We start from the raw sequence: 18,666 nt of genomic DNA, 5'->3' as shown, positions 1-18,666 counted from the left end.
GTGGCTGCAAACAAAGACACCGTGGGCAAGATTGGAAGGTAATTGTACTATACAAATTCAACGTCTGATTGCGCGGGTTGGGCGTGAACAAAGGCCAGTAGACCTAAAAGGCGGATGAAAGGAGTTAAAAGCGCCTATGTTTGTTTTATTATTACTTAGGAAATAGACTTTTACCCTGATTCTACCTGGCGATGAAAAATACTAATACCCTAGAGAATATAACTCCTCAAAGTCTGTTAAGCGAGCAGACGGAGAATGAGTTCCTTACCGCAGACCAGATGATTCTGGTGGCTGTTTCAAAATTGGAGTCCCTGAAGGCCATGTACCGCCAGCAACTGGGGTATGACCTTGCGGGAGAAGCTACCATGGCTTAACCGGTTTACAAGGCAGATTGGTTCAGGCTCTTTTTTAATAAAACGGCCATGAAACGCGCTCGGCAAGTAATTCAGTGGTGACCAAGGGTGGCCTTGGTGAGGAGTAACCCCGGAGGATTAAACTACTTCCCAAAAGAAATGCCTGACTGCAAAGTCAGGCATTTCTTTTGGGGTAAAAGCAAAATCATTAAGATATTTGGTCCGCATCCTCGGGGCCTTTGTCTTTTCTCTTTTTCTTCTGTTTGTGTTTTACCACTTTGGCATCCACGTAGAAAACAATCTCCTCTGCGATGTTGGTGGTGTGGTCGCCCATCCGCTCCAGTTTCCGGATGATGCCCGCCACTTTCAGGCTTTGGTAGATGTTGTCTGGGTGCGTCTGGAAGTACCGCATGAGCACCTTGTCTGTTCTGCCGTGGATCTTGTTCAGCAGCTTGTCCTGCTTGATCACCTGGCGGGTTAGCTCCGTGTCCTCCTCCAGAAAAGCCTTGCGTACGTTGCGCAGCATGGTTTCCGTGCCCTCGTACATCTCCAGCAGGCAGCTTTCCTCCAGCAAGGTGGGTTCAATGGGCGGTTTGGCTTCTTTGAGCATGGCGGCAATGCTCTCGGCGTAGTCCCCAATGCGTTCCAGGTTGGCGTTGATCTTCAGGATGGCCAGAACCCAGCGCAGATCCACGGCCACCGGGTTGAACAGCGCGAAAATGTTCTCGCACATGCGGTCAATCTTGATGTCATAGGCATTCACCTTTTTCCCGCTTTTGACCACCCGCTTCGCCAGGTCTGCATTGGAGGTCATGAGGGCTTCTTTGCCGGCCGCCAATTGGAAGTCCACCAAATCCCACATCTCCTCCACCTTGGTTTTAATCCGAAGAAGTTCTTTATCTAATTGATTCATATCTAACCTGATTCTGCTAAAAGAAGGTACTTGAAAAGCAGGATTTACCCTAATGATCTACGTTATTCTGCCACTGTGTTTAAAGCTTGTTTTCAGAAAATCGGCTTCAAAACAGCGTTGCTGCCAGAAATCAACCGAAACGACCGGTGATGTAATTTTGCGTGCGCTGGTCTTTGGGGTTAGTGAACAGCGTTTTAGTCTTGGCGTACTCCACCAGCTCCCCCAGGTAGAAGAACGCGGTATAATCGCTCACGCGGCCGGCCTGCTGCATGTTGTGCGTTACAATCACAATGGTGTACTCTTCCTTCAACTGGTGGATGAGTTCCTCTGTTTTGGCGGTAGAAAGTGGGTCCAAGGCCGAAGTAGGCTCGTCCATGAGCACCACCGATGGTTCAATGGCCAGGGCGCGGGCAATGCACAAGCGCTGCTGCTGCCCCCCAGATAGCTCAAAGGCGCTTTTCTTCAGTTTGTCCTTCACCTCGTCCCACAGGGCAGCCTGCTTGAGGGATCGCTCCACGCGCTCCTCAATGAACCGCTTGTCTTTGGTGCCGTTCACGCGCAGCCCGTAGGCCACGTTCTCAAAGATGGACTTGGGAAACGGGTTGGGTTTCTGGAACACCATGCCCACGTGCTTGCGCAGGTCGTCTACCTGGATGTTGGTTTTGTAGATGTCTACGCCGTCAATGAGAATATCGCCCTCAATCTTCACGCCGTCAATCAGGTCATTCATGCGGTTGAAGCAGCGCAGGTACGTAGACTTGCCGCAGCCCGAGGGACCAATGAAAGCCGTTACCTGGTTTTTTTTCATGGCCATGGTAATTCCCTTGAGGGCATGAAAATCGCCGTAATAAAGGTGAACGTCTTTGGTTTCTACACTATTCATATCAATGTTAAGAGGAGCAGCCGGAGAAAGTTTAATTCCTGTTTTAAACCCGATTCTAAAAAACTGGGCCCAAAACACAAGTTAGTTCATTTTTACTTTTTTGCCGAAGTATCGGCGGAGCCAGTTGGCCAATAGGTTCGCCAGCAACACAATCAAAATCAGCACGAAGGCAGTGCCGTAGGCCATTGCCCTAGAGGCCTCAATATCTGTGCCGCTGGTGGAGATTACGTACAAATGGTACGGAAGGGCCATGACCTGGTCAAAGATGCTGGTGGGCAGTTTGGGCAGGAAGTACGCCGCCACCGTGAACAGAATGGGCGCCGTCTCGCCAGAAACCCGCCCAATGGACAAAATAAGACCGGTGATGATGTTGGGGAACGCCATGGGCAATACCACCCGGCTGACGGTCTGCCATTTGGTAGCCCCCAAGGCCAGCGACCCAATGCGGAAAGAGTCATCAATGGATTTGAGCGACTCTTCGGTGGTCCTGATCACTACCGGCAGGGCCAATAATCCCAACGTAAGAGAACCGGCCAAAATGGAATCTCCGAAGCCGAATTGATTCACGAACAGGGTCATCCCAAACAGACCGAACACAATGGATGGAACCCCGGCCAGGTTATTGGTCATGAGTTTCACAAAGCGCTTGAACCAGCTGTCCTTGGCGTATTCATGGATGTAGATGCCCGACAGAATACCGATAGGGAAGGCGAACAGCATGCTTCCTGCCACCAGGCACAGCGTACCCACTAGCGCCGGGAAGATACCGCCTTCAGTCATGCCCTCGCGGGGCATCTCGGTGAGGAATTCCCAACTGATCACGGAAATGCCCTGCACCAGAATAAAACCTAGGATCACCAACAGAATGGCCACTACCGAGAAACTGAGCAACCGGAAGATGAAGAAGGCCGCACTCTGCGCCAGCTTCTTACTTTTATGCGACGAGGAAGTAGTTCCGAATGCCATGGCTTATCTGTTTTCTTTCTTTTTAGTAGAGACGAAATCCACGGTAAGGTTAATGACCAAAGTCATAAGGAACAGGATACAACCCAACGCGAAGAGCGCTTGGTAGTGAATACCTCCCTGCGGCGCCTCGCCCAGTTCCGCGGCAATGGTAGCCGGAATGGTGCGCACCGGTTCCAAGAACGTATGCGGGATGACCGAGGCATTGCCTGTCACCATCAGCACGGCCATAGTCTCGCCAATGGCCCGACCGATGCCCAGGATGGCCGCCGTAGAGATACCGGAAATGGAGTAAGGAATAATGACTTTGTAGATGGTCTGCCACTTGTTGGCGCCCAGCGCCAGGCTGGCCTCTTTCATGGCCCGCGGCGTGGTGCGCATGGCATCCTCAGACACCGAGATGATGGTAGGCAGCGCCATAATACCTAAGACAATGCTACCCGCCAGGGCAGTCTCGCCCACCGGTAAGCCGAACAGATCCTGGATAAGCGGTACAATCACCACCAGCCCAAAGAAACCATATACGACGGAGGGGATACCGGCCAACAGCTCAATAACTGGTTTAAGGATGTTGCGCACTTTGGGGTTCGCGATTTCCGCTAGGTAAATGGCCGAGGCCAGACCCAAAGGTAAGGCAATAAGGATAGCGCCCAAACTTACCCACAGGGTACCCAGAATGAGGGAAAGCACGCCCAACTGCACCGCCGGTTGGATGGTAGGGTACCATTGCCGGCCCAACAAAAAGTCACCCAAAGAGACATTGGCCAGTTTTATCTGGTGCCCCTTGAAATCCTTGGCCAAGTACTCCTCGGGGAAGAAGGCCAGAATGTTCGGTTCTTTGGCTACCAGTTCATTCAGGCGCTGGGGCAGGTACTCAAAGTTGGCCCCTATCTGTTCCTCTGTGTAATAATCGGTGATGTCATCAATGGAGAACAGCTTGATGGGGGCATTGGGGCCGCCCAACTCTTTCCAGTTGGTGATGTTCTGGTCAAAGATTTCCTTCACCTCTTCTGCCTTCAGCTCTTTGACCGGGTTGTTCTGGTGCACGGCAATCACGGAGCCCTCGGCCACCGGTGACTGGCTGAAAATGCCCAAACCTTCTTTGAACAGGAAGAAGACAATCAAAAGCACGGTGATACTAGTCACCGTGCCGCTGATGGTAATCAAGCCTTCAATTAACTTTTCGCCCAGATTGTGGAAGTACCTTTTCAAGGGAATGGGTTAAGCGGGTTGAATTATTTGCTTAAAGGAATGTAGCCAATCTCCTGCACCGTCTGCTGGCCTTCGGCAGAAAGCACGTAGTCTACAAACGGTTTCACTTTGGCCTCAGAAGTGGCGTCATAGAAGAAGAACAGCGGACGCGAAATAGGGTAGGTTTTGTTTTTGGCGGCCTCCAGGCTCGGGGCCACAAAGGTTTTGCCCTGGTCATAAGACACGGACAGCGCCTTCACCTCTTTGGTTTCGTAGGCCAGGCCAATGTACCCGATGGCGCCTTTGGTTTGGCTTACAGACTGTACAATAGAACCGGTGGCCGGCATCATAAGAATACCGTTGGCGTAGTTCTTTTTGTCCATTACGTGCTCTTTGAAGAACTCATAGGTACCGGAGCTGGTCTCACGGGAATAAGGCACAATTTTCTCGTCGGCGCCGCCCACTTCTTTCCAGTTGGAGATTTTGCCGGTGAAGATGCCTTCCAGTTGCTCGCGGGTCAGTTGGCTCACCTTGTTGCTGGGGTGCACAATGATAGAAAGAGCATCATACGCGATGAGGGCTTCCTTTACGTCTTTCTTGGCGCCTTTCAGTTTCAGTTTCTCCTCGGTTTTTAGACTGCGGGATGCCATGGCGATGTCAGTGGTGCCTTCCTGCATGGCAGACAGGCCCACCCCGGTTCCGCCGCCCACCACGGTGATGGCAGCGCCTTGGTTTTTGCCCATGAATTTCTCAGCTTCCTGCTGGGCCAATGGTAGGACAGTGTCACTGCCTTTCACCGTGATGGAGGTAGCCCCGGAGGTAGCTTTATCTCCTTCTACATTCTCTTTTTTGGCATCGCCGCCTTTGCTGCAGGCGCCCAGTAACAAGGTGGCAACCAATAAACTGCTTACCTGTGTTTTGATAGATTTTATCATTGTCGTGTTCATGTTTTTGCGTCAGTTTTGCAGAATTGCCTTAAAAATTGATTTGCGCCTGTACTCTCAATAACTGTCCGTGCTGGCGGTTGTCCAGGTTACGGGCGTCTCTGTTGGTGCGGTCTGTGATGGTGTATTGGGCGGCCAGCTCAAAAGCGGGGATGGGCTGCCATTCTACCCCAATCTCGGTCTCATACACTTTGCTGTAGCGGGCATCGGTCTCGGCTTTCCGGCCACCGTCATAGTACTGGGCTTTCAGGAAAGGAATAAAGTTCTGCCCTCCTAATTTAAAGGCATACATGGCCTGCGCGTAACCCCCTTTCAGGGATTTTGTCTGGATGGTGCGGGTAGCCGGGTCAAAAGTGGGGCTTTCGCCCACGTTGTACTCGGCCTGGAAACCGAAGGGCTGCGGATACAGCACAAAGCTGGCAGCCACCCGGCGATCGGTAAAGTTACCGCCCTTGATCTCGGAGCTGCTTAATTGGTCTGAGGTGACGGTGTACACCCCGGTGTAAGCCTGGATGCCGGGTTCTATGATCTGCCCGTTTTTGAAGGCGATGGGGTAGGAGAGGCGGGCCACCACGTGCTGGTTGTTGTTGGCTTCTTGTTTGTTCGCAGTCTGGCCATTGTACACGCCCAGGGCAAATACCCCGTAATCGCCGGAGCCTTTGAATTGGGTGTTGGCTAGCTCGCTGAATCTCTTCCGGATATGCGCCGGAGCCCAGTAGAACATCACGCCTAAGTCCCGCTCATTGGGCAAGGCCGTATTGAGGGCGTCGTTCCGGTCCAGGGTGAGGCGGTTCTGGCTTGACTGCATGTTCTCAAAGCCGTACGGCACCTTGCTTTGGCCAATTCTGATTCTGAACTCCTTTTGCTTGTCCAGAGACACATCGGCGTAAGCATCTCTGAGCTGCGCGAAGTGGATGGTGGAACTGCCGGAGGGGGTGGAGGCCAAGTCTGGTTGGATGTAGATGTACACCCTTTCGTGTACGTTGCCGCTGAACACCAGACGCGCCCTTCTGATGAGGAAGCCGCCGTTGTTGCCCACAGAGCGGTCGTATTCTGATCTCAAATCTGGGTTGCTTTCCAGCAGGCGGTTATAACGGATCTGCACGTATCCGCGCAACGATATTTTGTCATACCAGTGTGCCTTGGGGGCTTCCGGAGCTTTTGGTTTGGCCATCACTGAGTCCTGGGCAGAAGTGACAGCGGCCGAATCCCGGGTTGGGTTTACCGGAACCTGGGCCTGGGCTACCCCAGCGGAAAGCAGAAACGCAGCAATCACACTTATTTTTCTAAAATAAGATCTGGTTACGCTTTTGTTTATGGGTGAGAACATAAGCAAAAAGTGAAGTGTTTAATTGTAAAATTCTGTAACTGTTGCCTCTCTGCATTTAGTCAGAATGAAAAGAGGGTAATGGTAGGAAAACATCCACTTCAGCGTTATTGCCTTTGATTCTGTTCTGCCCATCAAAAAACACACGTTTAAAAATTAGTCTCGGGTTTTTAGCCGTGGTCTTTTGATGGTGCAAAAGTAGAGGGACAGTATTGCCTGAATATTACTTCTATGTTACCTAATTGTTAAGAAGTGTAAATATGCTTTCCTGGTCTCTGGATGGCAGTTGTTTACTTCAGATTTTGGTAATAGACGCATATAAAGCAGTGTTTTGTAGAACTTTCAAACCATGTTTGGCCGTAGATAGGAAAGCAAACGCAGGGAAACGCTGGAAAGCCGTTTTAAGGCTGTTTTTAGGAAACCTGTTTTAAAATAAAAGGTTGAAACCTAATCTGTTGCTGCGGAATTAGGAAGGTGAGAAACAGTAAATGAAGTTTTGGTGCCAAATTAAATTATCTTATATTTAATGACACTTTTTGCAGAGTAAGCTCCACGTAAGTCAATTGTTGCTATGGCTAGAAGCATCTTATTAATTGAACCCTACATTACCATTACGGTAGATAATGAAACCTCTATTCTATACGTAGACTGGTGGGGCGATATTACCAGACAAAACGTGTTAGATGGATGCCGGTTCCTGTTGAGCATGCTGGAGCAGGAAAGGTGCCACTTGATCCTGAACAATAACTCAAACGTAACTACGCACTGGAAAGCCACTGCCATCTGGGCTGCTACTGTGGGGTTCCTGGAACTGGACAAGACAACCTGTGCTTTTTTCGCGTGGGTGAAACCTCCCAAAAGCAATTTGTCACCAGACTACGCCGGGCGGCTAGAAGTTAAAAATGTGAAGATCGGCATCTTTGACAGCCAACTTGCCGCCGAAAGATGGCTGCTTGTTACAAAGCAAAAGGTGAAAGCCACAAAAGACGACGTAGTAGCCGCCTGAGCAGGGTTTAAGTAGTAAGGCAAAAGTTTAAACTAAAAACAAAGAAGGGCCATGCAAAGGAGTTGCTTTGGATGATATCCAGCAGCCCCTCCGCGTAGCCCTTTTTTAATTCGCCTAAATGCCAGCGCATTTCTTGTTTAAGACCTAGTTTCTGGAAAATCAGCGCAAAACTGTTCTAAAGCAGATCTGAGTTTAAGGGCAGATATTTATTCTGGTGTTTCCTTCCTACAGGTTTAGGATTCCTGTAGTGCCAAAATGCTCAATTGTTTTTTGGGCTATTCTTGTAAAAGAGGATAAAAGAAGGAGTAGGTAAAAAGGGTAGTGTATTTATAATCATAAATTATGATAAGCAGGTAGTAAATCACTTTTAACCAAGGGTCTTGCTTCAATTTATAAGAATCTTGGTTATGGCTTTGTGATAGATTGTTGGGCCTTAGGTTTTCTCCTGTTAAACTAAGGTGATACCTGATCCTATTCTGTCCTTTTGATGATTGATGTCTATATTATTCTATAAATCTACTTGTTGTTAATTGTGTGAATAATATTATCATTTAAAGAAGATGAGGTCACTGAATGGTTAGTAGTTTTGTCAAATCCTTTCTGGCTTGTTAATTCAGTATAATTCTTTTCAGGTTTTAAATATCAAATAAGTTTGTCGCTTTATTACAGATGTGTTTTAGGGTGTTTACTTGTGAATAATATGCCTTGAAGTGCCTTAAAGAGGGTTTTATTGGCTTTTACTGCCAGAAAAGGAGCGGTTGAGTAGGAGGTCGTTTCTACTTAATGTTATATAATGAAAGTGGGGCATGAAAATAGATGCAACTATTTTCATATATTGTAAGTACTTATATTGCACTTGTTTAACGACATTTGGAGATGTTATGATAGAAGTAGCAGTGTTATTTATATATGGAATAATAGGTGCTACTATTGGCCTTTTAGGGGCATTCTTTATAAGAAAGATCATTATCTCCTTCCTTGGGAAAAGCATGGTCAGTGTTGGTATCGGTTACTGTCTGGTGCTTATTGGAGTGATCCTGTTTATGAATATGGGGCACCCTAAGGTAGAAAATCTCATTTCTTTGCTGAAGACCCAGCAAAAAGCCACTGTTCAGGCGAAAGTATAAATCTTCCATTTAGTAAGCATCCTGGTCTCCTTTGAAGGTTACCCAGATGGTCAAGAACATGATCTTGAGGTCTAACAGGAGTGACCAATTCTCCATATACCAGATATCGGCCATTACCCTTTTCTGCATACTCTGCACGTCTTTTGTTTCGCCCCTGAAGCCATTCACTTGGGCCCAACCGGAGATACCCGGAGACAAATAATGCCGAACCATGTACTCATCAAATAAGGCTGAATAATCTTCAGTATGCTTGAGCATGTGCGGTCGCGGGCCAATGACAGACATATCGCCCATCAAGACGTTCAGAAACTGCGGCAATTCATCAATGCTGGTCTTCCGGATAAATGCTCCTACCTTGGTAACCCGGGCGTCTCCTTTGGAGGCCTGCTTTTTGTCTGATTCGTCATTTAGGCGCATGCTTCTGAATTTGAAGCAGTAAAATGGCTTGTTGTACCTGCCTGAGCGTAACTGCCTGAAAAATACCGGTCCTCTAGACTCCAGCTTGATAATCACCGCCATGACGGGTATAAGCCAGCTGAGGATAAAAACAATGACCAGGGAGGAGACAAGCAGATCAAAGACCCGTTTCACCAATCGGTTGGCCCGGTCTTCCAGCGGTTCTTGCCTATTGGTGAGAATAGGTACTGGTCCATTCAGGTCAATAAACACATTCTTTTCCTGGAATAGGTTGATCTCCGGTACAAGCCTGAACCTCATCATGTTTTTATCGGCTTCATGGATCAGGGCATCTACCCTTTCCTTGTCTTGGTTGGGAAGAGTGTAGAATACCTCTGAAACGCCCAAGGCTTTGGCCTGCGGAAAGCATTGGTCTATACACCCTAGAATATCCAGGTTGCTGCCGTTGCCAGGCTTGTCGTCAAAAAAGCCCTCTACTTTATAGCCCAGGTGCGGGGTTTGGTTGATGTAGTCCCTGATCTTTTCTCCTGTTTTGCCCGCGCCTATAATCACTACCTTCTTGTAGTTGATAAGGAGGTGGCGTTTGGTTTTCCGGATGAAGAGAAAGGCTACTTTCACCGTGAGCAGCACAAACCCGAACAAAAAAGAGCTGAGCCACACAAACTCAAAGGAGAGCGGCAATTGTTTGAGGGTCAGTTGCAAAGCTACCAGCCCAGAAAAGTACATAGCCAAGGCCAACGCGGTGGCTTTGATGGTAGGTATGGCTTCCCTGCTGAGCACACCTTGGTACAGCTCTACTAAGTGAGAACAGTAGAACCACATAAGGTTGAATAAGAGAAAGTTGAGCTTGTATTGATCTGGGATGCCGGATTCTAATTGGGCAGGGTTCGTTAGAAGTAAACCAATGGATAAGGAAAGGTTTAAAAAGAGGTAATCAATTGATATACTTATCCATTTAAAAAAGGTAGTATACTTGTACGGCATGGTGGATAGAGCATAGTATAAGTATTTGTATAGAATATTAGATAGGGGTGTTCGCGAGTAGCGGAGAGAGGCGTGAATAAAGCAAAATAAATATTAATAAAAAAATATTAAATTAGATTTTTAATTAGTACATTAGTTTTCAAGAAAATCTTAAACAGACCTGTACTCCTACTAATAGCTGTTATTATTACCAACAGCCTCCTACAAAAGAAAATCTTTTTCATCCCCGACCCTACCCACCTCTGTCTAGTTGACAGGTGTTTGCAGAAGTATTGCAGAGGACTAGCGAAATGAGAATGAAATCAGCTTTTAAGTATAGAAAAGTATAATCAAAAACTTCAACTATCAAGGCTAAGCCACTTTCTTGCGGAGAAAATCCTAAAGAAATATCTACCATCCCCTCTTACTGTTATCAAAGGAATTGACCTTTAAAGAAGGTTTGCTCATTGTGTAAATTCATCAAGCTAACCTTCTTCTTGCGCGTTTTAAAGGTGTATTGCAGAGCCTTCTTTATAATATATAATAATTTAATTAATAAGTTAGATTTAATCTTGTAAGTTATGAGAAGGGCATTAATTACGGGCATCACGGGCCAGGATGGTGCTTACTTAGCAGAATTCCTGCTAAGTAAAGGATATGAAGTGCATGGGATCAAGCGTAGGAGTTCTCTGTTCAATACAGATAGAATAGATCACCTGTACCAAGATCCGCATGAAGAAAACATCCATTTAAAGCTTCATTACGGCGATCTGGGGGATTCTACCAACATCATCCGGATTATACAGCAGGTTCAGCCAGACGAGATCTATAACCTTGGTGCCATGAGCCATGTGCAGGTGAGTTTTGAAACCCCAGAGTATACCGCTAATGTAGATGGAACCGGTACCCTCCGCGTGCTGGAGGCGGTACGGCTGTTGGGGTTAGCAGAAAAGACCCGCATCTATCAGGCCTCCACCTCTGAGCTTTACGGAATGGTGCAGGCAGTGCCCCAAACCGAAACCACCCCTTTCTATCCCAGGTCTCCCTACGCCGTCGCTAAGTTGTATGCCTACTGGATCACGGTCAACTACCGGGAAGCTTATAACATGTTTGCCTGTAACGGAATCCTTTTCAACCACGAGAGTCCTTTAAGGGGCGAGACCTTTGTAACCCGTAAGATCACCAGAGGGGCTGCCAGAATTGCCTTAGGAATGCAAGACAAATTGTTCTTGGGAAACTTGGATGCCCAACGAGACTGGGGGCATGCCAAAGATTACGTGGAAGCCATGTACCTGATATTGCAGCAGCAAGAACCACAGGATTATGTCATCGCCACGGGGATAACGACCACCGTCCGGGATTTCGTGAGGATGGCCTTTGCCGAAATTGGTATTGAGCTTGAATTTGTAGGGAAAGGGGTACATGAAAGAGGCATTGTTGCGTCTTGCTCTAACCCAGATTTCTTGTTGGAAATAGGCAGGGAGGTAATTGCCGTTGACCCGCGCTACTTCCGCCCCACCGAGGTAGAATTGCTGATTGGGGATCCTACCAAGGCCAAAACACTACTGGGATGGCAACCTAAATATGACCTTGCAGCCTTGGTGAAGGAAATGATGGAAGCTGATGTGGAGAATTTCCACAAAGAGAAGATTCTGCTGGAGGCAGGTTACCAGATCAATAACCAGTTTGAGTAGATGGAGCCAGGTGCTAAAATTTACGTAGCCGGCCATAGAGGCATGGTGGGTTCAGCTCTTGTTAGAAAATTGGAGAAGGAGGGGTATACCAATATTGTTTCCTACTCTTCCCGTGAGTTGGATTTGCGTAGCCAGTCGCAGGTAAACGATTTTTTCTCAGCAGAAAAGCCAGACTATGTTTTTTTGGCAGCCGCCAAGGTAGGGGGAATCGTGGCGAACAATACCTACCGGGCCGAGTTTCTGTATGACAACCTCATGATCCAGGGCAACGTGATCCATGCTTCGTATGTACACCACGTTAAAAAGCTTCTGTTCCTGGGGTCCTCCTGCATCTACCCAAAATTAGCCCCACAGCCTTTAAAAGAAGAATACCTCTTAAGTGGTGATCTAGAGCCAACCAACGAGCCGTATGCCATTGCCAAGATAGCCGGGATAAAACTGTGCGATGCCTACCGCGACCAATACGGGTGCAACTTCATCTCGGTGATGCCCACCAACCTATATGGACCAAATGATAATTACGATCTTCAAAACTCCCATGTGCTGCCCGCATTGATCCGGAAGTTCATCACGGCCCGTGAGAAAAAGTTGCCCATGGTGGAGCTTTGGGGTAGTGGTACTCCCAAGCGGGAGTTCCTGCATGCCGATGATCTGGCAGATGCCTGCTTTTACCTGATGAACACCTATGACGAGCCCGGCCTCATTAACATAGGCGTAGGGAAAGACATTTCCATCCTGGATTTGGCAAAACTGATCCAAAACGTAGTGGGGTATGAAGGACATATAGTGCTGGACAAGAGCAAACCAGATGGTACCCCACGTAAGCTGCTAGATGTGTCTAAGCTCAAATCCTGTGGCTGGGAAGCAAAAATCTCCTTGGAGGATGGGGTGAAGAACGTGTATGAGGAGATAAATGCCCGTTACCGGGTAGAATGGCAGCAACAGGCACTCACAGAAGCCTAAAGCAAAGTAAAGGCAGAAACCACATTTTCTTTCTGTCATCACCAGATTATGTTTCCTGTACTCTTTCATTATCCAGGGAGGCAGTGAAGCAGGTGTAGGAAATGAAAATCGTGTGATAACCTAAACCCAAAGCCATGTTGAAAGAAATCCAGCCTTATTTGCTTCCAGATGCAGAAATCAAACAGCTTGACAAATATCTGGAGTGTCCCATCCATAATCCCTCAGAAGGGTTAAAAGCCAATGCTTATTACTTCAATCATCCTGAGTGGGCAGAAGAGTATCTCACCTACTGCCATAGAAGCGACAGTTTCAAAAGTAGGTGGCAAGCCGCTGTGGGCGATTGGACAAACAAAATAGTGTTGGATATAGGTTGTGGGCCTGGTAATATCTATGCAACACTCAAGGGCAAACCAAAGCTTTTAATTGGGGTTGACGTGGCCCCGAAATCCTTGGAACTGGCAGGCGAATTAGGGTACCTCCCAATTCTAGCAGATGCCACCCACCTGCCGTTTGTTTCGGGGTTTGCGGATATCGTGGCATTGAACGCTGCGCTTCACCACTGCGAGGACATGGCCGCCATTTTAAAAGAAGCCGCCCGCCTAGTGAAACCAGGGGGCCTGATTGTGACAGACCATGATCCGCAGTTTAGCGCCTGGAATTACAAAGGATTGGCAAAAGTGCTATGGGAGGGAAGGCTTATCTTCTACAAAATCACAGGCCATGGCTTCCATAAGACAGATAGCCAGCAGTATTGGGGCTTAAAATGCGAAATCCACCATAAACCAGGGCACGGGGTCACCAAAGAGCTATTCACTGATACCCTAACCCCAAATGAATTTGAGGTCAAGGTTTTCCCGCACAACCATGAATTAGGATCCGAGGTTTTACAGGGCCAGAAAGGCAAAGCATCCCTGAAATACAGATTGGGGAACATTCTGTCTGGCCGGGACCCTAACGCCGATTCCAGTGCTCTGTCGCTGATGTGTGTGGCCAAGAAAAAAGAGCTGGTGTCTGCAGATTGATTGCCTTGAAGGTAGAAATATAACTGGTAGAAGGCTTGCTGTTTTGGAGCTACTCCTGTGTAGTAAAATAGGGTAGGTTTTTTGGGTGTTATTGGAAAAGTATAACAATAATAGATTTATAATTTTTGTAGTGAGATTATAGATAAAACTAATAGTAAGGTTAGAATTGAAATAGAAAATAGTCATACGTCATAGAGATAGTTAATCTAACATTCAAAGAATTCCTGATTGTTGCTCCCCCGTTTTTGTTGGTATTAGGTCTGATTGTTAATGATTTGTATTAGATATTGTATACAGTAGCGTAGCTTTATGAAGACAAAATCTACTTTCCAGTTATGGAAGTGTATACTCTTGCAGGGTTTTGCATTTTCTTTATTTCTTTTTCCTCTGGTTGGATCCGCACAGTTGCCAACCAGCTTTCAAAAAGTAGAATTAATAACAGGTCTAAAGAACTCCATCAACTTTGAGTTTGCACCAGATGGCCGAATCTTTATTCTGGATAGGTACGGGGAGTTGTTTATTTACAAACCCAACCTGCAAACAACGGTATCTGCCGGTACCTTAGACGTTTTCCATGATATGGAAGAAGGGCTGTTGGCTATTGCCTTCGACCCCAATTTCACGGTGAATCACTATGTGTATATACATTATTCACATGCCACTCTCCCAAAGAATAGGGTTTCCAGGTTCTTGATGAACGGTGACAACCTTGATCTAACTTCAGAAAGAGTACTGTTAGAATGGACGAGTGACCGAAATGGGTATTTCCATGCCGCCGGAGATATGGATTTTGACTCTAAAGGAAATTTATACATCGCCATCGGTGACAATTCCAATCACTCTCAGTACGCTCCGCTTAATGAATCCAACGCCAACCTTAGTGCTGAAAGAACCTCCTCTAATACAAATGATTTCAGGGGTAAAATCTTACGGATAAAACCTGAGGCAAACGGTACCTACACTATTCCGGCAGGGAACCTGTTCCCCAACGGAGAGGGTGGTTTACCCGAGATTTACGTAATGGGGGCTAGAAACCCCTTTAAGATATTTGTAGACAAAGGCCTAACTGATTGGCTTTTCTGGGGGGAAGTTGGGCCCGACGCGGATGTGGCCAGTGATGCCGGCCCAGAAGGGCTTGATGAGATAAACCTCACAAAAAGTGCGGGCAATTATGGTTGGCCCTATCTCTCAGGTGCGAACCGGCCTTACCTGAACACCTACGCAGAGCCGGACTTCTACTATGATAAAAACAATCCGGTAAACCTTTCTAAATGGAATTCAGGTGCAAAAACGTTACCTCCTGCCCAATCGTCCTGGTTAGACTTTTTTCACCAATGTTACCTGGCAGGCCCAAGGTACTACTACAATTCAGCGCTTAACAACCCTAAGAAGCTGCCTTCAGAGTTTAACCAGGCCTTCTTCTATTATGATTTCAACCAAAGTAAAATCTGGGTTGTAAAACTAGACGCCACCGGTAAAATCCTTTCAAACCAACCGTTCGCGCCAAGTATCACCGGGGCGGGTTTCATGGATTTGAAGATTGGCCCAGACGGACAGTTGTATATCCTGGAATACGGTGCTGGCTGTTGCCCCGGAAACGTTGGGAGTGGCAAGCTGGTCAGGTTAGACTATACCGGAATTGATACAAACAAAAGCCCTGTAGTGGCCCTGAATGCAAGTACTATCTCTGGTCCTCTGCCTTTAACCGTTAATTTTTCCAGCGAGGGTACTTCTGACCAAGACGGAGATGCCCTTACGTACGCCTGGGATTTTCAGTCAGATGGTACGGTTGATTCAAGCGAGCCAAACCCATCCTTCACCTTTACTCAAAAGCTAAATTATGATGTACAATTACGCGTAACAGATACAAAGGGAGCCACCACCTCAAAGTCGATCAAAATCTACGCTGGCAATACCGCGGCTACTTTTCAGTTTAACAGCCCGGTAGATGGCGGTATGATCAGTTGGGAAGATAACCTCAATTATGACATCGTGGTGAATGATGCGGAGGACGGCTCCACCGCCAATGGTACCATCAGTAGCAGTGCGCTAAAACTTGTTCCGGCTTTTGGGCACTTAACCCATTCGCATGATGGTATCACCATCAACAACACCAAAGGTACTTTTTACCTAGATCCCAGCGGGCACGATGCGCAGGGGCCTGATGACATCTTCTATATTTTTAAGACTAGTTATACTGATAAAGGTGGCTTAACTGCTTTTGACCAGGTAACGGTGCATCCAAAGATAATGGAGGCGGAGTATTATGACACGGAGTCAAACACCCGCCTGATAGATAATACAGATCAACTGGGAGGAGCTTCTTATTCGGTAAGGGCTTTGTCACATGGCGCTTATGTGATGATGGCGGGCAGAAACCTCAAAAACATACACTCTGTCTCGTACAGAATTGCCTCCACCTTAGGCGGTACCATTGAGGTTCACCGAGACTCCCCAGACGGACCAATCCTCAGCAAGGTGGTTGTTCCGGTGACTGGTAGTTTAGACAGGTGGGGAGATGTGACCGGCACCATCACAGACCCTGGGGGAAAACATGACCTGTACATTGTATTCAAGAAGCAGACCGGAGACATCAACCTCTTTGACGTCAATTATATTGAGTTTATTGGGGCCGGCGTTTCAGTAGACACGACACCGCCTAATATATACTCTATAAAGGGCACGTCTAAAAACCAGTTCCAGGTGAGGTTTAATGAGGCATTAGACCAAGCCTCTGCAGAGTCCCTTTCTAATTACAGTGTCAGTAACGGGATCAGCATTTTATCGGCGGTTTTACAAAGTGACCGAAAAACGGTGGTATTCAATACCACCAGCATTGTGCCTCAGGTGGAGAATGTTTTTTCTGTTTTGTACAGAAAAAACGAAAGTGGAGTGGTCTCCTCCACGCTCCTAACTAAAAACTTCACTTTAGATGAGGTGTTTATCCGGATTAACTCTGGTGGGCCTGCTATTGAAGTGAATGGAGTGCAATGGGCCAAAAGCCAGTTTCAGACTGGTGGTACTAGCGTTACCAAGACTACTGTACCTATAGACAATACCACCTCAGACGTAATCTACCTATCTGAAGTCAACAACAACTTTACCTATAATATCCCAGTGCCTCAGAGTGGAGTGTATGATGTTAAACTACATTTCGCCGAATTGGATTACACCAAAACCGGGTCAAGGCTGTTCAACGTGAACATTGAAAACGGGCAATACACGCTTTCCAATTATGACATCTTTGGCAGGGCCGGATACAGAACGGCACAAATAGAAAGGTTCAATGGTATCCAGGTCACTGATGGCTCCTTGACCATGCCTTTTACCGGTGTTGTGGGGAGGGCTAAGGTAAATGCCATTGAGGTAATTTATGGCAAGGAAACGGTGCAGAAACCCAATATCACCATTACAAACCCTGCCAGTGGTGCCACAGTTGTTCAACCTTTCAAGATCAATTTCAATGTGAACTACTGGCCTATTGGTAGTCAGACGTCGCATATTCATAAGATCATAGACGGCGTAGACAAAGGTGATGTCATTAGTACAGCTCCCATAACAGTTGATAACCTATCCTTGGGTGCGCATACTTTGAAGCTTGCCTTGGCAAACGCAGACCATAGTTTAACGGAATACAGTCATGAGATCCAGATAAATGTGGCTTCCCAACTGCTTTGTGTGGACAATCCTTTCCCTGTTAAATGGACAGAGCACATTATAGGGCCAGATGTGGCTTACCGGGCTGCCTACATTTACCCGGTAGATATCAATAATGATGGGTTCAAAGATATTGTAACTGGTGGGTGGTGGTACCGCAACCCCGGAATACCTAATGGAGTTTGGACGCAAAATATAATTGGTGCCCCTTTGAACAACATGGTGCTTGTTCATGACTTGGATAAAGATGGAGACTTAGACATTTTCGGTTTCCAAGGCAAATACCTTAGCTCACAGATGGCATGGGCACAGAATGATGGGAAAGGGAACTTCATTATCCATACCAACATTCCGGGTGGTTTTCCAGCGGGGTCAATCCAGGACAAAACCTTTATTGCAGGAGCAGCTATTGGTAACTTCAACGGGGTAGAGAATATCCAGATTGCTTTATCCTGGAATGGGGCTGACGCAAACAAATTGCCTGTGCAGATGTTGACTGTTCCCACCAATCCGGCCATCACCACCTGGGCTATAAAAGACATCATGCCGGTAGGGGTAGGCGAGTCTATGTCTGCCGTTGACATAGACAAAGACGGTGATCTGGACCTATTCCAAGGGAAAAATTGGCTTAGGAATGACAATGGCTCCTGGACCCAGTTTGCGACAGGAGTCACTCTTCCTTCCAAAATGGAGCGGAATGGATTCTATGACCTTGACAGGGATGGGGTCTTGGAAGCAGTGGTGACCGAAGATGGCATTGATAGAGAGATTAGCTGGTTGCAAATTCCTACCGATCCTACCAAAACCTGGACCAGGAAAGTGATAGGCACAGATGTAGATGCCGGACTTAGTTTAGATGTAGTGGATTTCGACTTTGACGGCGACTTAGATGTGGTCACCGGCGAATGGAAAAATGACCACCGGCTAATTGCCTTTGAAAATGATATCTGTGATTCCGGTACTTGGATCAAGCGGATTCTGCATGCGGGTGGTGCAACAACTCCAGATCACCATGACGGTACGCAAACGGTAGACCTTGACAATGACGGTGACCTAGATGTCATCTCTATAGGCTGGGACAAACGTACCCCACGGATTTTCGTGAATGGCGGAGGCGGTGCCACGAACCAGGCGCCGGTGGTTTCGGCACCGGTACCGGACCAGAGCGTGGCGGCAGGCGCTGCGTACGCCTACACCGTGCCGAGCGGCACCTTCACTGACCCAGACGGGGACGCGCTGACTG

At 47.3% G+C, this 18,666-nt stretch carries 14 protein-coding genes; 7 read left to right on the top strand and 7 right to left on the bottom strand.

Annotation, left to right across the window (positions count from 1 at the left end; genetic code table 11):
* Window positions 1-191: 191 nt before the first annotated feature.
* Window positions 192-374, top strand: coding sequence for a hypothetical protein (locus FOA19_RS02740; protein WP_149089258.1), 183 nt, complete (start codon window positions 192-194; stop codon window positions 372-374).
* A 187-nt stretch (window positions 375-561) separates the two neighbouring features.
* Here the strand turns inward: FOA19_RS02740 and phoU are convergent, their stop codons facing one another.
* The 6 genes from phoU to FOA19_RS02710 all read right to left on the bottom strand — a co-directional run bounded on the left by phoU (window position 562) and on the right by FOA19_RS02710 (window position 6,577).
* Window positions 562-1,266, bottom strand: coding sequence for a phosphate signaling complex protein PhoU (gene phoU / locus FOA19_RS02735; RefSeq protein WP_149089257.1), 705 nt, complete (start codon window positions 1,264-1,266; stop codon window positions 562-564).
* Window positions 1,267-1,396: 130 nt separating this feature from the next.
* Window positions 1,397-2,149 (bottom strand): phosphate ABC transporter ATP-binding protein PstB, encoded by a 753-nt coding sequence (gene pstB / locus FOA19_RS02730; protein WP_149089256.1) that lies wholly within the window; start codon window positions 2,147-2,149, stop codon window positions 1,397-1,399.
* A gap of 81 nt (window positions 2,150-2,230) precedes the next feature.
* On the bottom strand, window positions 2,231-3,115 hold the full coding sequence (pstA, locus tag FOA19_RS02725; RefSeq protein WP_149089255.1) for a phosphate ABC transporter permease PstA: 885 nt from the start codon (window positions 3,113-3,115) through the stop codon (window positions 2,231-2,233).
* 3 nt (window positions 3,116-3,118) lie between these two features.
* Window positions 3,119-4,324, bottom strand: a complete 1,206-nt coding sequence (gene pstC / locus FOA19_RS02720) for a phosphate ABC transporter permease subunit PstC (RefSeq protein ID WP_149089254.1) — start codon at window positions 4,322-4,324, stop codon at window positions 3,119-3,121.
* 23 nt (window positions 4,325-4,347) lie between these two features.
* Window positions 4,348-5,250: a phosphate ABC transporter substrate-binding protein gene (locus FOA19_RS02715; protein WP_223808705.1), complete on the bottom strand. Its 903-nt coding sequence runs from the start codon at window positions 5,248-5,250 to the stop codon at window positions 4,348-4,350.
* Window positions 5,251-5,278: 28 nt separating this feature from the next.
* Window positions 5,279-6,577: a porin gene (locus tag FOA19_RS02710; RefSeq protein WP_149089253.1), complete on the bottom strand. Its 1,299-nt coding sequence runs from the start codon at window positions 6,575-6,577 to the stop codon at window positions 5,279-5,281.
* 568 nt (window positions 6,578-7,145) lie between these two features.
* On the opposite strand from FOA19_RS02710, the gene FOA19_RS02705 reads away from it, so the two are divergent.
* On the top strand, window positions 7,146-7,580 hold the full coding sequence (locus tag FOA19_RS02705; protein WP_149089252.1) for a hypothetical protein: 435 nt from the start codon (window positions 7,146-7,148) through the stop codon (window positions 7,578-7,580).
* Between the two features lie 881 nt (window positions 7,581-8,461).
* Window positions 8,462-8,707 (top strand): hypothetical protein, encoded by a 246-nt coding sequence (locus tag FOA19_RS02700; protein WP_149089251.1) that lies wholly within the window; start codon window positions 8,462-8,464, stop codon window positions 8,705-8,707.
* Window positions 8,708-8,716: 9 nt separating this feature from the next.
* Here FOA19_RS02700 and FOA19_RS02695 read toward each other — a convergent pair whose 3' ends face one another.
* Complete coding sequence (locus FOA19_RS02695; protein WP_149089250.1) at window positions 8,717-10,108, bottom strand: undecaprenyl-phosphate glucose phosphotransferase; 1,392 nt, start codon at window positions 10,106-10,108, stop codon at window positions 8,717-8,719.
* A 560-nt stretch (window positions 10,109-10,668) separates the two neighbouring features.
* On the opposite strand from FOA19_RS02695, the gene gmd reads away from it, so the two are divergent.
* The 4 genes from gmd to FOA19_RS02675 all read left to right on the top strand — a co-directional run.
* Window positions 10,669-11,781 (top strand): GDP-mannose 4,6-dehydratase, encoded by a 1,113-nt coding sequence (gene gmd / locus FOA19_RS02690; protein WP_149089249.1) that lies wholly within the window; start codon window positions 10,669-10,671, stop codon window positions 11,779-11,781.
* A complete protein-coding gene (locus FOA19_RS02685; protein ID WP_149089248.1) occupies window positions 11,782-12,744 on the top strand; it encodes a GDP-L-fucose synthase family protein in 963 nt (320 codons plus the stop codon).
* 134 nt (window positions 12,745-12,878) lie between these two features.
* Complete coding sequence (locus FOA19_RS02680; RefSeq protein WP_149089247.1) at window positions 12,879-13,766, top strand: class I SAM-dependent methyltransferase; 888 nt, start codon at window positions 12,879-12,881, stop codon at window positions 13,764-13,766.
* A 309-nt stretch (window positions 13,767-14,075) separates the two neighbouring features.
* Window positions 14,076-18,666: PQQ-dependent sugar dehydrogenase (locus FOA19_RS02675; protein ID WP_223808704.1), on the top strand; the 4,591-nt coding region annotated here is incomplete at its 3' end.

The sequence above is a fragment of the Rufibacter hautae genome (genome assembly GCF_008271695.1).
Lineage (GTDB): Bacteria > Bacteroidota > Bacteroidia > Cytophagales > Hymenobacteraceae > Nibribacter > Nibribacter hautae.
This window is presented reverse-complemented; position numbering and strand designations above follow the sequence as displayed.

What these genes read in the sequence shown, in the direction of transcription:
- pstA (WP_149089255.1), bottom strand. Translation starts at nt 3,115, where the DNA reads ATGGCATTCGGAACTACTTCCTCGTCGCATAAAAGTAAGAAGCTGGCG.
- FOA19_RS02710 (WP_149089253.1), bottom strand. Translation starts at nt 6,577, where the DNA reads ATGTTCTCACCCATAAACAAAAGCGTAACCAGATCTTATTTTAGAAAA.
- FOA19_RS02680 (WP_149089247.1), top strand. Translation starts at nt 12,879, where the DNA reads ATGTTGAAAGAAATCCAGCCTTATTTGCTTCCAGATGCAGAAATCAAA.
- FOA19_RS02715 (WP_223808705.1), bottom strand. Translation starts at nt 5,250, where the DNA reads ATGAACACGACAATGATAAAATCTATCAAAACACAGGTAAGCAGTTTA.
- FOA19_RS02695 (WP_149089250.1), bottom strand. Translation starts at nt 10,108, where the DNA reads ATGCCGTACAAGTATACTACCTTTTTTAAATGGATAAGTATATCAATT.
- gmd (WP_149089249.1), top strand. Translation starts at nt 10,669, where the DNA reads ATGAGAAGGGCATTAATTACGGGCATCACGGGCCAGGATGGTGCTTAC.
- FOA19_RS02705 (WP_149089252.1), top strand. Translation starts at nt 7,146, where the DNA reads ATGGCTAGAAGCATCTTATTAATTGAACCCTACATTACCATTACGGTA.
- phoU (WP_149089257.1), bottom strand. Translation starts at nt 1,266, where the DNA reads ATGAATCAATTAGATAAAGAACTTCTTCGGATTAAAACCAAGGTGGAG.
- pstB (WP_149089256.1), bottom strand. Translation starts at nt 2,149, where the DNA reads ATGAATAGTGTAGAAACCAAAGACGTTCACCTTTATTACGGCGATTTT.
- FOA19_RS02685 (WP_149089248.1), top strand. Translation starts at nt 11,782, where the DNA reads ATGGAGCCAGGTGCTAAAATTTACGTAGCCGGCCATAGAGGCATGGTG.
- FOA19_RS02740 (WP_149089258.1), top strand. Translation starts at nt 192, where the DNA reads ATGAAAAATACTAATACCCTAGAGAATATAACTCCTCAAAGTCTGTTA.
- FOA19_RS02700 (WP_149089251.1), top strand. Translation starts at nt 8,462, where the DNA reads ATGATAGAAGTAGCAGTGTTATTTATATATGGAATAATAGGTGCTACT.